This is a genomic window from Leucobacter exalbidus (genome assembly GCF_017834145.1).
In the GTDB taxonomy this organism is placed as follows: Bacteria; Actinomycetota; Actinomycetes; order Actinomycetales; family Microbacteriaceae; genus Leucobacter; species Leucobacter exalbidus.
Genome location: NZ_JAFIDA010000001.1, coordinates 2800943 through 2815070 on the forward strand (window position 1 = coordinate 2800943; position 14128 = coordinate 2815070).

The 14128-nt window shown below is 56.4% G+C and carries 14 protein-coding genes; 8 read left to right on the top strand and 6 right to left on the bottom strand.

Going from position 1 to position 14128, the window contains the following annotated elements:
• Positions 1-17: 17 nt before the first annotated feature.
• Positions 18-1385, bottom strand: a complete 1368-nt coding sequence (locus tag JOF28_RS12725) for an amidohydrolase family protein (RefSeq protein ID WP_209706080.1) — start codon at positions 1383-1385, stop codon at positions 18-20.
• Here JOF28_RS12725 and JOF28_RS12730 point away from each other — a divergent pair.
• The gene (locus JOF28_RS12730) at positions 1326-1508 is read left to right on the top strand and encodes a hypothetical protein (protein ID WP_209707160.1); all 183 of its coding nucleotides are present in this window, start codon (positions 1326-1328) and stop codon (positions 1506-1508) included. The genes JOF28_RS12725 and JOF28_RS12730 overlap by 60 nt on opposite strands.
• Here JOF28_RS12730 and JOF28_RS14935 read toward each other — a convergent pair.
• The gene (locus JOF28_RS14935; RefSeq protein ID WP_425342481.1) at positions 1505-2731 is read right to left on the bottom strand and encodes a CoA transferase; all 1227 of its coding nucleotides are present in this window, start codon (positions 2729-2731) and stop codon (positions 1505-1507) included. The two genes, JOF28_RS12730 and JOF28_RS14935, sit on opposite strands and share 4 nt — an antisense overlap.
• A gap of 218 nt (positions 2732-2949) precedes the next feature.
• Here JOF28_RS14935 and JOF28_RS12740 point away from each other — a divergent pair, with 218 nt between their 5' ends.
• The 5 genes from JOF28_RS12740 to JOF28_RS12760 all read left to right on the top strand — a co-directional run bounded on the left by JOF28_RS12740 (position 2950) and on the right by JOF28_RS12760 (position 8565).
• Positions 2950-4056, top strand: a complete 1107-nt coding sequence (locus JOF28_RS12740) for an enoyl-CoA hydratase/isomerase family protein (RefSeq protein ID WP_209706082.1) — start codon at positions 2950-2952, stop codon at positions 4054-4056.
• 206 nt (positions 4057-4262) lie between these two features.
• A complete protein-coding gene (gene dctP, locus JOF28_RS12745; protein WP_209706083.1) occupies positions 4263-5540 on the top strand; it encodes a TRAP transporter substrate-binding protein DctP in 1278 nt (425 codons plus the stop codon).
• 114 nt (positions 5541-5654) lie between these two features.
• Entirely contained in the window at positions 5655-6290 is a 636-nt protein-coding gene (locus JOF28_RS12750) for a TRAP transporter small permease (RefSeq protein WP_209706084.1), read from the top strand.
• Positions 6287-7789: a TRAP transporter large permease gene (locus JOF28_RS12755; RefSeq protein WP_209706085.1), complete on the top strand. Its 1503-nt coding sequence runs from the start codon at positions 6287-6289 to the stop codon at positions 7787-7789. Before JOF28_RS12750 ends, JOF28_RS12755 begins: the two co-directional genes overlap by 4 nt.
• Before the next feature lie 41 nt (positions 7790-7830).
• Positions 7831-8565: an SDR family NAD(P)-dependent oxidoreductase gene (locus JOF28_RS12760; RefSeq protein ID WP_209706086.1), complete on the top strand. Its 735-nt coding sequence runs from the start codon at positions 7831-7833 to the stop codon at positions 8563-8565.
• A 62-nt stretch (positions 8566-8627) separates the two neighbouring features.
• Here JOF28_RS12760 and JOF28_RS12765 read toward each other — a convergent pair whose 3' ends face one another.
• Both JOF28_RS12765 and JOF28_RS12770 read right to left on the bottom strand, forming a co-directional pair.
• A complete protein-coding gene (locus JOF28_RS12765; RefSeq protein WP_209706087.1) occupies positions 8628-9512 on the bottom strand; it encodes a DUF6282 family protein in 885 nt (294 codons plus the stop codon).
• A gap of 39 nt (positions 9513-9551) precedes the next feature.
• Positions 9552-10352 carry an SDR family NAD(P)-dependent oxidoreductase gene (locus JOF28_RS12770; RefSeq protein WP_209706088.1) on the bottom strand — a complete coding sequence of 267 codons (801 nt, stop codon included), beginning with the start codon at positions 10350-10352 and terminating at the stop codon, positions 9552-9554.
• A 209-nt stretch (positions 10353-10561) separates the two neighbouring features.
• Between JOF28_RS12770 and JOF28_RS12775 the strand changes: the two genes are divergently transcribed.
• Both JOF28_RS12775 and JOF28_RS12780 read left to right on the top strand, forming a co-directional pair.
• On the top strand, positions 10562-11296 hold the full coding sequence (locus JOF28_RS12775) for an SDR family NAD(P)-dependent oxidoreductase (RefSeq protein ID WP_209706089.1): 735 nt from the start codon (positions 10562-10564) through the stop codon (positions 11294-11296).
• Between the two features lie 10 nt (positions 11297-11306).
• Positions 11307-12251 (top strand): alcohol dehydrogenase catalytic domain-containing protein, encoded by a 945-nt coding sequence (locus JOF28_RS12780; RefSeq protein ID WP_209706090.1) that lies wholly within the window; start codon positions 11307-11309, stop codon positions 12249-12251.
• A gap of 83 nt (positions 12252-12334) precedes the next feature.
• On the opposite strand, the gene JOF28_RS12785 is transcribed toward JOF28_RS12780, so the two are convergent.
• Together JOF28_RS12785 and JOF28_RS12790 are read right to left on the bottom strand one after the other, a co-directional pair.
• Positions 12335-13150, bottom strand: a complete 816-nt coding sequence (locus tag JOF28_RS12785) for a CoA-transferase subunit beta (protein ID WP_209706091.1) — start codon at positions 13148-13150, stop codon at positions 12335-12337.
• Positions 13150-14118 (bottom strand): CoA transferase subunit A, encoded by a 969-nt coding sequence (locus tag JOF28_RS12790; RefSeq protein WP_342452174.1) that lies wholly within the window; start codon positions 14116-14118, stop codon positions 13150-13152. Before JOF28_RS12790 ends, JOF28_RS12785 begins: the two co-directional genes overlap by 1 nt.
• Positions 14119-14128 lie beyond the last annotated feature (10 nt).

A 14128-nucleotide genomic window follows, 5' to 3' on the forward strand; every position in this document is an offset into this window, starting at 1 on the left:
ATGGGAAGGTCTACGCGCTACTGGTGTATCCAAGACCCCGCGATCATGGTGGCCCGTACTGGGTTGCGCGGGATCTGCTCAAGCGCGCGAACCAGGGGAGTCTGTAGTAGAACGATATCGGCGGCGACACCAGGGACAATTCGGCGAGGTGCAGCGCCAGGGCTGTCGAGTGGCGCGAGATAGGCCATAAGCGCCTGCTTCGGATCAATTGTCTCATCGTGATAGGTGCTGCGGTGGCTTCCAGAAACCCCAATTGTGGCGCCTGTGGGTGTGCGCCTGTACTGTGCGGCATGAATAACCTGCCAGGGTGATAGTGGGCCATAAGGCGCATCACTCGAGAGCGCGAGCGGAATCCCTGCTCTTATGAGCGAAGCAACGCGATAAAGGTCGGTGTCCTTGGCGTGTCCTAGATCGTCTCCCAGCTCATCCCCGCGGTGCGCAATGAATCCTGGCTGCGTGACCACGGCTAACCCGAACCTCGCGATATCTGCCACAAGGGCTTGGGGAATGACCGCGGCGTGTTCAATTCGATCGCCAATTACGGGGGGCACTGCTTCAAAAGCTGCTAGTAACAAAGCTAGAGAATCGAGAGTGACTGAGTGCACTGCGACGGCGCGGCCCTCGCTGCGCGCAACAAGGAGTTCGGCGACGAGCGCGTTATATGACGGAAGCTGATGATCTGCGAGCACGATCTTGCGTGGTCCGATCTTGGACTGCCCGCCAGCTGCGCACCTCACCCGGGGAACTGCGAGATCTGGGCTTACCTGTGCAGGGCTGGCCGCATGGCCCAGCAATTGCAGCCTCTGAGGAAGCGCGCCTGTGCGCTGCGCTGCTTCAAACGCGGTGAGTGCAGTGGTGTCAAGCTCTGGTGAAGCGTCGGTTATTCCCGTAATGCCGAGTCGAGCCAGTTCGTGGCCCACACGTGAGAGCTGTGGCGGTTTCGCTGGTGCCAGTTCCCGCAGCCAACGATCGCCGCGCCACACTCGACCGGTTGGATTTCCAATAGCATCGAGTTCAAGCGACGGGTGTGGCAGCTTCGCCTGATCAAAATTGTGCAGCAAACCGAGTGTTCGTAGAGCGGCCGAGCTGAGTATCCAAAGTGCCCCGCTGCGATGCTGCACACGCACGGATCGGTTGCCAGCGAGCTTATCGAGTGCCTGCCTGTCGAGTTTGCCAGCCAGCGACTCTGAATAGCCTGTCGCCCGTACCGAACCATCAGGGCCCTTTGGTGCAGTACGCAGCAAAGACCCCAGCTCTGCGGGGCTCGATGCAGAGCGACAATCAACGGAAGTATACGAAGCAGCAAGTGCAAATAGATGCAAGTGATGATCGTGAAGACCGGGGAGGAGAGCAGCGCCGTGTGCGTGAACGACCTGCTCAGACACACCGGGGATGATTCGTTTGCTGACCTCAGCGATGAGGCCGTGCCTGATACGAACGTCGTACAGGGCGGGGGACGCATGGCCAATGGGATTCGGCCCGAACGGGAGCTCGGCCTCGGTAATTAGCATTGGGAGCGCTTCAAATCTGTACCGACTCGGCGATTGAGGTGGGGGGAACTTAAGAACCTGGCGTTATCCTCACCCAGCGCGTGAGGTGCCGAATATTGAGGCAGCACGCGTGCGGTCGGCGGGGTCGCAGTTTCCAAGCCTGGACTCGGGCTGAGCCTGTCTGCTGCATCGAAGCCCCATAAGGTATGGCGAACGATGTTATACATGGATATATCCCAAAGCTCGCCGCGGCGGCGACGATTATTTGTGCCTTGATCGGACCCCTCCGCGGATCCCTTTGTGGTCTCCTCCATTGCGCTTACAGTGTTACCAGGCACCGTCATACAGGAAGCTGCAGCGAATAACCCGGCAAGTGGATCAGCAATGGCGTCTCCCACAAAACAAGGGCTACCGTCATGGTCGCGTGCGATGAGACCGGCGCTCGCCGCAACGTCATCACCAAAACCAATGCGTGAGCTGGTCCGACCAGCCGCCGTGATTGATACCCAGGTGGCCCCTGTCGCGATATGTGCCTCTGCATCGATACCGAGGCGCATGAGGGCACGAGGCCTTGAAGCCTCGATGATGATATCGGCGCTTGCAACCAAGTCATGCAGCGCAGCGAGTGATGACGGATCTGAAGGTGTGAACGACACAGCTTTGTGTCCAGAGTGTAGGAGGCTGTAGAACTTCTTATTGCCGTACCTGGCGCCATCGGGCCGCTCGGTGGACTCGACCTTGATGACTTCTGCGCCTAATAAGCCGAGGATGTGTGCGCATAGTGGCCCCGCCCACAGAGAACTGAAGTCGATGACGCGCAGCCCAGCGAAGTCTCGGGGCTGCCGGGTGGGCCAGATGGCCTGGCGTGGGAGCGACGCGGGTGGTTCCGATTGGTCCACGGGCCAGCAGGGTAGTGAAAGCTCGAGTGCCATTCGTTGCACATCTGAGGAAGTGGCTTGGGACATACCGAGTGTGAGTGCGGGCCACGGATCCGTAGGCATAACGGGCGTACCGAGTGCCGCGGAGTACAACAGCGGATCATCAACTCTTGCGCAGGACACAGCAGCGAGTGAACCGTCTAGGAGCGGGAGTAATCTACCTGCGCCGCCCACAGTTGTCGAGCCTTGCCTGCAAAAACCCGTGTAAATGGCACGCTCACTCAGCAGCGCTGAGCCATTAAACGAGACTTCGGGGGGAAAATTTTCCCGGTTCTGAATCCATTCACCGAGTGCGCGAGCCATGCTTGCTGCGCGACCAGGGGGGAGTAACGGTGGTCCATCTTGTGAACCAGTGAGCCATGCGCCCCCATCTACCCAGTCGGCTTGTGGATCGAGTTCGGGAATCCGGGTGCTCAAAAAGTTGAGCAGATCGGCAGGTCCAGCGAGGGAAGCCGCTTGTGAAGACGACTCGGTAGGTAACTTATTGATAATGATCTGCCTCCAGTCGGCATACTAGGACGGTGACCCAAATCCCTCATCGCGACCAGGCCGTACTCACTCTTACGGTATCTGAGCTTGCCGCTGGACGTTTGCCGGTACCGCTGCTAAACGGGGAGGGTGCGCCTGAGCAGGTGGTGCTCATTGTCGACCTCGACACAGCTCTGGGCTTGGATACAGCAGATCTTTCCGCTGCATCCAGGGAGTGTCGAACGTTTGAATCCGTGGTACGAATCGGGATTTCTCACTCGCAAATTGCTGTAGAGAATTTTGTTGAGGACTGTGGGGAGATGGTCGACGCCCTCGACGTCATCATCGTGCCTGAGGCGTCTGCGCTTGCGCAGTTGCGGAGCTGCGTCGGAGCTCGCGATGTTTCAGATGCATTGGCTGAGATTACAGATGCGGTCATTGCGCATCCCACCGCCGCGATCTTCCTCACGCAGGTGTTGCGGGCGGGGGAGCGTGTAGGGCTTCTCGAAGCAGTGAACATTGAATCTTTCGCTTTTTCAACGCTGTTGGGATCAAATGAGTTTCAATTTTGGCTAAGTGAAGTGCGGGATCCAAAATTTGTGGCCCCCGATCACATAGCGAATCCTGTACTGATTGACAGGGCAGTCGAAGAATTGTTTATTGTGCTGAATCGGCCTGAACGGCGCAACGCCTATGGGCGGCAACTGCGAGATTCTTTGGCGGATGCTCTTCGGGTTGCGCTGATTGACGACAGCGTTGAACGCGTGCATCTGAGTGGTTCTGGGCGGGCGTTTAGCTCTGGAGGAGAGATATCAGAATTTGGGCAAACGCCCGATGTTGGTCGCGCACATTTTATCCGTACACGTGCAGGCGTGGGGCACTTGATTGCCGCGTTAGGAGACCGGTTGACGATTGAAGTGCACGGAGCATGTATCGGGGCCGGAATTGAGATAGCGGCGTTCGGGGCACATGTCGTGGCACGGGGCAGCACAGTTTTTAAGCTCCCCGAAGTGGGAATGGGCTTGATTCCTGGTGCCGGGGGCACCGCCAGTATTTCGCGAAGAATTGGGCGACACCGCACTGCTTGGCTCGCGCTGAGTGCGCGCACAATTGCGCAAGATCGTGCGTTTGAATGGGGTCTCGTCGATGAGTTGGTGTAAAACATTGACCAACTTTTGAGTCTAAACACGTGCGCTAATGTCATCTATTGGGGCAGATGGGGCCGCAAAAAAAGAATATGACTTGCGCAATCAGGATAAACATGTTCATAATTATCACGAAAAGCTAAGTTATGAGTCTTTTCACCCGAGCGATCAACGGCGAACTCGGGAGCCAATGCACATTGCCGTGAATATTGGAGAAACCAATGGTTCTGAACAACCGTAGTTCTCGCGCGCTGACAGCGATTGCGGGAATTGGAGTGCTTGCGCTCGCCTTGAGCGCGTGCTCGAGCACAGCTACCGAAGACGTAAAAGACACAACTGCCAGTGAGGAGGGTGTCGCTTTTGGCGCATCGAAGGATGATTGGAAAGCCGCATTCGCTGACGTCGATTCGATTGAACTGCGTACGCAGTCTTCGTCTGCAAAGGGCGCGGCCAGCGGCAAAGATTTTGAAGACTTTGTTGCTGAAATTGAAGAGTGGTCTGATGGCAAGATTACCTTCGATCTCGGTTACTCGAGTGCCTACGCCTCGCCTCTAGAAGGCATCGATGCGTTGAACGATGGTCGCCTTGATATCGCGCACGTGATCCCACAGTACTTTGCTGAGGAACTTCCACTCGCCGCATCTTTGGTCAACATGAACGTGATCTCAAACGCGAGCCCGATCTATGGTGCAGTGTCATCAAACGTATGGCCCCTGCAAGCCGGTTTTGAGAGCGAAGAGCTCATGGCTGAATCGGAGGAGCTCGGCATGGTGCCGCTTGCTCCCTATTGGAACACTGGTGCCGGCGCGCTCATTTGTTCCGCTGAACGTAACAATCTAAAGGAACTCAAGGGTGCCGTAGTAGCTGCTTCAGGCGCGCTACAGCAAGAACAGGTTAGCGCTGTTGGTTCGTCACCGACGTCAATGCCGTTCACCGAATTCTATGAAGCACTGCAGCGCGGCGCGGCCGATTGCGTGCAGACCACTGGCACGTCTGCTCTGGCCGTGAGTATCCCCGAGGTTGCCCCTCACGTTGTAATCGATCCAGAGGCGAGTTTCATCGCCGGTGCTTCGATGCTGAACTTCAGTAAAGCAACGTGGGATGCATTGCCGCTTGTAGCTCAGCAGCTCATTTGGGATCGTACTTCAACGTTCGTGGCGGGCAATATTACCAAGGTAATTGGCAACTATCAGCTGCTGAATGATGCCGTGACCGCCAGCGGTGGCAGTATCGAAGAGTTCGACGCAGATGCCGTTACAGCTATGAACGACACGAAACCGGCCATCTTAAGCACCGTGGCCGAGACTGCAGGTGAAGACTTTGTTAGTAACGCAGAGACGTTGCAGAGTGACTGGTTGCAAAAGACTGCAGACGCCGGTTTCGACGTCGACGTGAAATATGCAGACATTCAGATATGGCTCGACGACAACCAGGATTCCCTCAACGAGTTCATCCAGGCGGATGTTGCAGAGGCTGTCTACAAGCCCTACCGCCCGTAAGTCTTAGGCAACAGCACCTTCAAGGTTCCGTAACTGCGCAACTGTGCAATTACGGAACCTTGAAGGCTCAGCAACAAACAGACACTTCATTTAACCAATTGGGAGCAGCGGGACATGACTGTGCAAACTCAACCTAAATCCCGAAAGACTCTTCGGGATCGACTCCTCAACTTCATTGAGGTAGCAGCGGTCATCGTGCTCGTTGTGATGATGCTGCACGTGGTTCTCAACGCGCTGTCCCGTTCGCTCTTTAAAATGCCGATCTACGGGACCCTCGAACTCACTCAGTTCTGGTACTTGCCGGCGTTGACACTGCTGGGCCTCATCGCTGCCCAAGCTCGTAATGAGCACATTGTCGCCGACCTGTTGTTTGATTCGTTCCCGGCCATCATGCGTAAATGGACGTCTTTTTCCGTGAACGTAATTACTGCAGTCGTCGCAGCGTTGATTTCTTGGTACGGGCTGAGCGAGACGGTTCACGCGTTCGACAAAATGATCATGGCTGGAGCTACTGATTTCCCGCTCTGGCCCATTGAAGCATTGCTTACTATCTCGTACGCAGCCTTCGCGATTCAGTTGCTATACACCGCAGTTAAAATTGCGCGATTCGGTGAGGAAATAGATCCAGATGGCATCCCGAATGATGATGGGGTGGGTTTCGGTGATGACCCGATCGCGCGTGAAGAGGACCTGCGGGCGCGGGGCCTGCTGGAAGCTGACGCCACAGCGAGCAAGGAAGGTTCACGATGAGCGCGGTCACCACACTACTGAGTATCGGTGTTGAAAAAGAGCCCAGAGAGCCAGGATTTATTAAAGGCTGGTTATCTTTCTCTATCAACACAATCGCAGTTATAGCCTCCGGCGGCTATATGTTCCTGCCTAGCAGCGACAAAATTGGCATCGGAATAGCGGGTGTCGTCATGATGGTCGCGCTGCTATTCATGAAGTTCCCTGCTGCGATGGCCATGATCCTGCCGTCGCTGCTCGCTATGTACGCGATGCGAGGGTGGGCAATTGTTGAGACCTCGCTCATGAACGTCCCTATCGATTCAATTTCAAGCTGGAGCCTTTCAGTGCTCCCCATGTTTATCGTTATGGGGTTGCTTATGTGGCGTTCTGGTATGACGGAGGGAGTGTACAAAGCCGCACGACAATGGTTTTCATGGATGCCTGGCGGTCTTGCTGTTGGTACCAACCTGGCGGGCACTGGTCTCGCCACGGTGAGTGGCTCGACGGCTGGCGTTGTCTACGCATTAAGCCGGATCGGTATCCCCGAGATGCTTAAAGCGGGTTATGACAAACGTCTAGCCCTCGGTTCGGTGATCGTGGCGAGCCTTCCAGGCCAGCTAATCCCGCCCAGCATCCTCCTCGTGCTCTACGCGGGCATTGCCGAGGTGCCGGTGGGGCAACAGCTGCTGTCGGGCATTCTTCCCGGCGTGGTCGTCGCGATTATGTTCACTGTCATGCTCGTAATCATGGCTTCGTTCTTCAAAATGGGCGGCCAGAAAGTAGCAGGCAAGGAGACTGCCCCGACGTCATGGTCTGAGCGCTGGCGGTCTCTGGCACGGACATGGCCGCTTCCGATTCTCGCGGCGATTATCATCGTGGGTATGTTCTCGGGGCTATTTACAGCGACCGAAGCAGGTGCCTTCGCTGCCCTTTGTGCGCTGATCCTTACTTTCCTTTGGAAGCCGGCTGGCGGCGGCGTGTCTCGGCCGATTACAGCGGTGCGTAAGGCATCGATTGGGGCTGTAGCAAACGTCGGCGGTATCTTTTTCATGCTCGTTGGCGTTGAGATGTTGTCGAGAATGATGACGCTCACCGGTATCGGAAACGGCATGGCAGACCTCGTCGCGGCGTGGGATCTTAATCGCGTAGAGTTCCTTATCGTAATGACGGTTGTCTACTTGGTGCTGGGCGCGTTTATGGAATCGCTGCCGATGATGGTTTTGACTGTTCCACTGCTTATTCCTACGCTCGAATCGCTCGATATCTCGCTGCTCTGGTTTGGCGTGTTTGTTGTATTTATGGGTGAGCTGGCGGTGCTTTCACCACCAGTGGGAATGCTCGCCATGATTATTCACAGCATCGTGAAAGATCCCGAGGTTAACCAGGGGCAAACCATCAAGCTGAGCGATATTTTCTGGACCATGCTTTGGTTCCTGCCGATGGCGGTACTGGTGGTGGCTGTACTAATCGCCTGGCCCGACCTCGCAACAATCATCCCAACGATGTCGAACGCTGGCTAGTTCAGCCTTCAAATGAAACTTGGAACGAAGGAAGAAAAAATATGACTGGTCGCTTATCTGGCAAAATCGCGCTGGTGACTGGTGCCGGCTCAGGCATTGGCAAAGCCATCGCCACGAAGTTCGTTGCGGAGGGTGCTCATGTGATTGTTACCGACATCAGTGGCGCCGAGGTTGACGCGGCGGCCGAGTTAGGCGCGCAGCATCGACGTGTAGACGTCTCTGATGAACGCAGCGTACGGGAGCTCGAAGAATGGATCCGTGCTGAGCACGGGGGCTTAGACATTCTCGCGAACAACGCGGGTATCCCTGGTGGGCAAGCTCGTATCCATGAGTATCCAATTGCTGAATGGGACAAAGTGTTCGCAGTTAACAGCCGAGGCATGTTCCTCGTACTCGCCGCTGGTCTTCGACTGATGCTCGAAAGCGGTGGGGGATCTGTTGTGAACACGGCTTCGCTTGCCGGACTGCGCGCTACGCCACTGACCTCGGGGTATGTCGCGTCGAAAGGCGCGGTCGTGCAACTTACCAAAGCGGCTGCACTTGAGTATGCCAAAGACGGGATCCGGGTGAATGCGATCGCGCCCGGAGTTGTCAATACCGCGATTCTTCAGGCCTGGGATGAAGACAATCTGCGCCGTATCTTGGACAGTGTGCCTATGGGGCGTGGCGGGGAACCGGAAGAACTCGCCAATGTTGTTGCATTCCTTGCGAGCGACGAGGCCTCGTTTGTTAACGGTCAGGTTTGGGCTGCAGACGGTGGGCGCACTGCGAGGTAGCAAGCAGTACAACGGCGAAGGGCGAAAGGCATCTGCCTTTCGCCCTTCGCCGTTGTACTGGATCAGCTGAGCCCGAGGAGGCGTTCTGGCACGTCAACGGTCATTGTGCGTAAGTCCTCATCGGACATACCCTGTGCCCAGAATTGGTTAATGAAGCTCTGGAATCCGGCTGCGGGGTGGGGGGCGTGCACAGTCCACCCGTAGTCAGTGGACAGTGCGACACGTTCTGCACCTATGCGGGTCACTGCCCGCACTACCTGATCAAAGATCGCTGGTTTGCCATGGCATGAATGCGCAGCGAACTCGATAATTGCCCCCAACTCGGATAGCTCCACGCACTCCTGGGCGGTGAGGCTGGGGCCGGCCGTTTCTTGCATGGCATGGGTTACGATGAGGCGATCCTTTTCGGAGAAAGCCCGCGCGATCGCGAAGTGTTCTTCGCGTGAAATATGTCCAGTCGCGAGGACTGCATCATGCTCACGTACGAGGTCCATGATTTGACGCACTTCTTCAATGATCTCCCCCTCATGGTCGAGCACGCGAAGCCCCTGGGTGACACCGAACGCGCGCTCGAGTAGTACCGGGGGATCTTGGTGGGCTGAGAGTGTTGGCAGCCAGACGACCTTAGCGCCGTTGATAAGTGCGTTTTCTGCGGCCTGGGGGTTAAGGCCTCCAACGGGATGATCCATACAAATACTGCTGAATACCTGAACATCAGGAACAGCCTTCTGCGCGAAGTATGCAGACATCGTGGACGGGAATTCGTGTGCTTTGAGTACTATGCCGCGCATACCAGCAGCCGCGGCTTCCAGCGCTGCTTCAACGGGGTCGACAGCGTGTGTGGCCTTGACGATGTTTGTGACAAGTTGTTCTGGGCCAAAGTGGCAGTGAAGGTCGATAGCGCCGTCAATGGTGATGGGAGTCAGGCCCGCATTTCGCTCAGTCATATGGCTGTCCTTTGCTGATTTCGGTGTTGTCCACGAATGCTATTCAGCGGTGACTCCGCCATCTACCAACAATGATTGGCCGGTGATATATGAGGCATCGCTCGATGCGAGGAACGCGGCGACGGAGGCGATTTCATTGACTTCACCGTAGCGTCCCATGGGTACCGTAAGCTTGTTTCCGCCGGCTACTTGAAGCGCGGAATCAGTAACGCCAGCGGGCACGAGCGTTGCTGTGTTCTGCTTGAGCCCGGTAACTACGGCGCCAGGGCAGACGCAGTTGACACGGATGCCCTTCGACGCGTATTCCATGGCGAGCGTTTGAGTGAGCATCTTTACGCCGCCCTTTGACGCTCGATATGGTGCCATGCCTCCACCGAGCGTGGCGACGAAGGAAGAAGTCGAACCGCAGGTCACAATAGACCCTCCACCACCGCGAAGCATCGAAGGAAGAGCGGCTCGTATGGTGAAGAAAGTGCCGGTGAGATTGATATCGAGTACCCCAAACCAGGCATCATCTGGAAGTTCGTGGCTGGGGATCTTGGATCCTGCTACTCCAGCTGCCGTAAAAACGACCGTGATTTCTCCGTACTCCTTAGTGATAGTGGCGACAGCCTCGTCCAGTGATTGCGCGGAGCGGACGTCGGCAGAATAAGCGCTGGCCCGACCGCCTGCATCGACGATGGACTGGGCAACTTGGGTAGCAGCCGTGGCGTTGATATCGATGACGGCCACCGCTGCGCCCTCGGCTGCGAAGCGTCGCGCTGCGGCCTCGCCTATCCCTGATCCAGCGCCAGTGACGAGGGCGACATCTTTAATGAATCGTTGCGCGATTGTAGACATGATTGGAAACTCCCTTGTTGCCGTTGTGCAGGTCAAAATTGGTACTGAACGGAAAACTCAACACCATGATGAATACTCTGACTATCATGATCAGACTAGCGTACGATGGTTGAAGCGGCGGCTGGAAGTTCAGAAGCTGAACGCGCGTCGGGCACCGTATTGTCTGGCGAACGCTGGCGCCGTACACAGAGAAGTGGAAGCGAGATGCAATGGGGCGTGTAGAAGGAAAGATTGCTTTGGTTACTGGCGGGAGCCAAGGGCTCGGCGAAGCGATTGCGCGGGCGCTGATCGAGGATGGCGCGCGAGTAGTGGTTACAGGGCGTAACCCAGAAAACGTCGATGCGGCCGTCGTGCGCCTAGGGGAGAACGCCCGCGGTGCAATTCTCGAAGTGAGTGACGTTGCCCAATGGGACGACGCTGTGAACTACACTCTGGAGCAGTTTGGCAAGATCGATATTCTAGTTAATAATGCGGGCATTGCAAACTTTGGACATCTTGCCGATTACACGCATGAGCAATGGCATGCGGCTATCGATACGAATCTGCATGGGCCGTTCAATGGGATTAAAGCTGTCATCCCGCATATGAGTGAAGCGGGTGGAGGCGTGATTCTCAACGTTGCGTCCATTGCGAGTCAACGGGCCGCTCAAAACCTCGCGGGATATGTGTCTTCCAAATTTGGGCTGAGGGGACTCACCAAACAGGCTGCGATTGATCTTGCGGAGCTTAATATTCGGGTGAACTCGATCAATCCCGGAGCTTTTGTGACGCCACTTACCGAAGGCTTAGACCAGACGCAGAAACATGTACCGCAAAAGCGCATGGGCCAGCCCTGGGAAATGGCAAATCTTGTGTTGTTCCTGGCGAGCGACGAGTCCCCATTCATTACCGGATCTGAGTTCACTATTGACGGCGGAGAAACCGCTGGTCGTGTGAAGCACTAAGGATAAAACTATGCATGCTTGGCAATTTGAACAAGTTGGAACGCCTCTTGTCTTGCGGGATATTGAGGTACCTAAGCCGGCTTCGGATGAGGTGTTGATCGAGATCAAAGCAGCGGGGCTTTGTCACACGGACGCTGGCATCTTGTATGAGCCGCACTGGTCATCCCGCATTGGCCCATTCCCTCTGACACTTGGGCACGAACTCGCCGGCATCATTGTCGAAGTGGGTTCGGACGTGCACGATTATGCAGTGGGTGACCGCGTCGGAGTGTTTCCCGGTGGCCGTACACGCCCCGGTCTGGGGCGTGACGGAGGTTTCCAGACCTACTGCACCGCGCTTCCTGAGGACCTGGTGTTGGTGCCAGACGATGTGTCATATGCTTTCGCCGCTATGGGTACGGACGCGGGCCGCGCGGCTTATCGAGGTCTTTCCATTGCGGGCGGACCTCTGCCTGGTCAGCGTATTGGCATTATCGGATACGGCGGGCTCGGCCAGATCGCCGCACAGATCGCGGTCATCGAAGGCGCTGAGGTTTACGTCGCTGAGCCCAAGGAATCCCTCTGGGAGGAGATTCGCGCAAGCGGTGTTTCGGGCGTCGCCGCGGACATTCGTGATTTTGCGGATGTCGGGCTCGAGCTGATCGCCGATTATGCCGGCTTCGGCACAACTACTGCCGGAGCAATTGAAGTGATCGCGGATAATGGTTCGATCGTTCAAGTGGGGATGGGGCGCGAGACCGCTGAGATTTCGACTGCGAAGCTCGTTTTCAAATCTGCACGGCTTATTGGCTCGAAGGGCGGTACCGTCGACGATATTGCGTATGTTTACCACCTGATGGCCGAGCGCGGTTTGAACCCCACGGTTGTTCCGATCACGTTTGATGATATTCCCTCGGCCCTTGACGAGCTCTACAGCGGTAAAGCTAAAGGACGGTTGGTAGCGTTGTACAAATAGCCCAGGGCGCGCGGCGCAAGGCCATATATAAGGGAGGGAAGGAACAAGCAAAGCTTGCTCCTTCCCTCCCTTATATATGGCCGTTATCGAAGATAGAGGCGTACCTTGTCAATTTCATTGCGCAAAAGATGCACTTCGTGATTGGTGGGGAGCTCAGTGCGGGTGACATGGTCGGCGATCTTTAACGGCCAGCCTGTGTTTTCCAACACTTGCTCGACGGTGACTCCGGGATGCACGGAAGTGAGTACAAGCTCTCCCAGCGGGTCATCTCGGGTAAGGACAGCCAGCGGAGTGATTACTTTGCTCACGCCGTGTCCAGAAGGCGGCATCCCTTTGTGGTCTAGGGCCGCGCGCACCGGGCTTGGGGAAGTGCAGAAGTCGAGTTCTTCAGGAAGTGACTCACGGTCATGTCTGCGCATGATGATGAACACTTCTTTCGCGTTCTGCATAATCTCTAGTGCGCCGCCAGCACCGGGGAGGCGGACCTGGGGCTTCTCCCAGTCGCCAATGACCGTGGTGTTGAGGCTACCAAAACGATCAACCTGGGCGGCCCCGAGGAAACCAACATCGATGTAGCCGCCCTGTAACACATACCCAAAGAGCCCGGCCATGCTTAGCACCGCTTCTGAATACGAGACCACCACTGAATCTGCTATGCCCTCGGCCATCGCTGTAGGGTGAGCGCCGCACACGCCAGATTCGTACACCAGATCAATATCTGGATTTGAGATGCGGCGGGCGAGGTCGACGGCCAGCGTGGGAAGCCCGACTCCTGCAAATACACGATGTTTGTTTCCAAGCTCGTGAGCAGCCACAGTCACGATGATTTCAGAGGTTGAAATCGGATCTGCTTCGAGATCAATGGTGGCGGTAGGCTCAATCAAATTCTGCTCAGTCATCACGAATTCTCCAATCGGCGGCCGTAGTTGACTGTGCCAGAGAGATTCTCGCCGACGGCGAGTTCCTCCCATCGCGCGGAACCCAGCTTGTGTGCGTATTCTTCGGGGCCAGCGAGGTCGTAGACCCATTCTTTGAGCCAGGCCTGCAGCTTTTCTGGCTCTTTGCTGATGGCAGTCCAATCCCGGTAAAAGCGGCAATCACGGTCGTAGTAGCCCTGTGCGTATGAGGGGTGTGCGCCGCGGGGGGCGTGTACGACCGCACTGACGGCATGAGCGGGCAGAACTGTTCGGTTGGGGTCAGCTTGGATAATCTCGTTGTCAACGATCTCCTCGACCAGCACGATTACGTTACTAGCCGCGTAGCAGGCCTCTTGCTGTGCACCGAGAATGCCCCACATTTGAACGTTTCCCCTGCGATCGGCGCGCTGCGCTTGCACGATCGTGACGTCAGGGTTTAACGCAGGCACAACATAAATGGAGCCGTCGGAGTATGGGTCCTTCACGCTTTGGATATTTGGATTAACCTTGGGAAGGTCGCTGCCTGTGTAAGAACGTAGCGGCATGAATGGGATTCGCGCGGCGCCAGCGTGGTAACGGTTTACCATGCCAAAGTGCGTGTATTCCTCAACTTCAAGCGGTTCCGGGATCTGTTTCTCAACTCGACGACGAATCTCATAGAGTGAGCCAGCCGACCCGCTTGCGAAGAACGATGCTACGAGTTTGCTGACGCAACCCGCAGCGATGAGTTGATCGCTAATGATGTCGGGTGTCATCCGGCATAAAGTGAGATTACGTTTACGCTGGCGAATAATCTCGTGAGCCGCAGCGAAGGGGATGAGGTGAGACATCCCCTCGAGAGCAACGGTGTTTCCGTCGTGCACGAAGCGCGCAACGGCCCCCATGAGCGACATCACTTTGGGGGATTCTGGTGTGACAGCGTCACTGGTCGCGGTGTGGGCGATTGCCACTGGCCCTCCA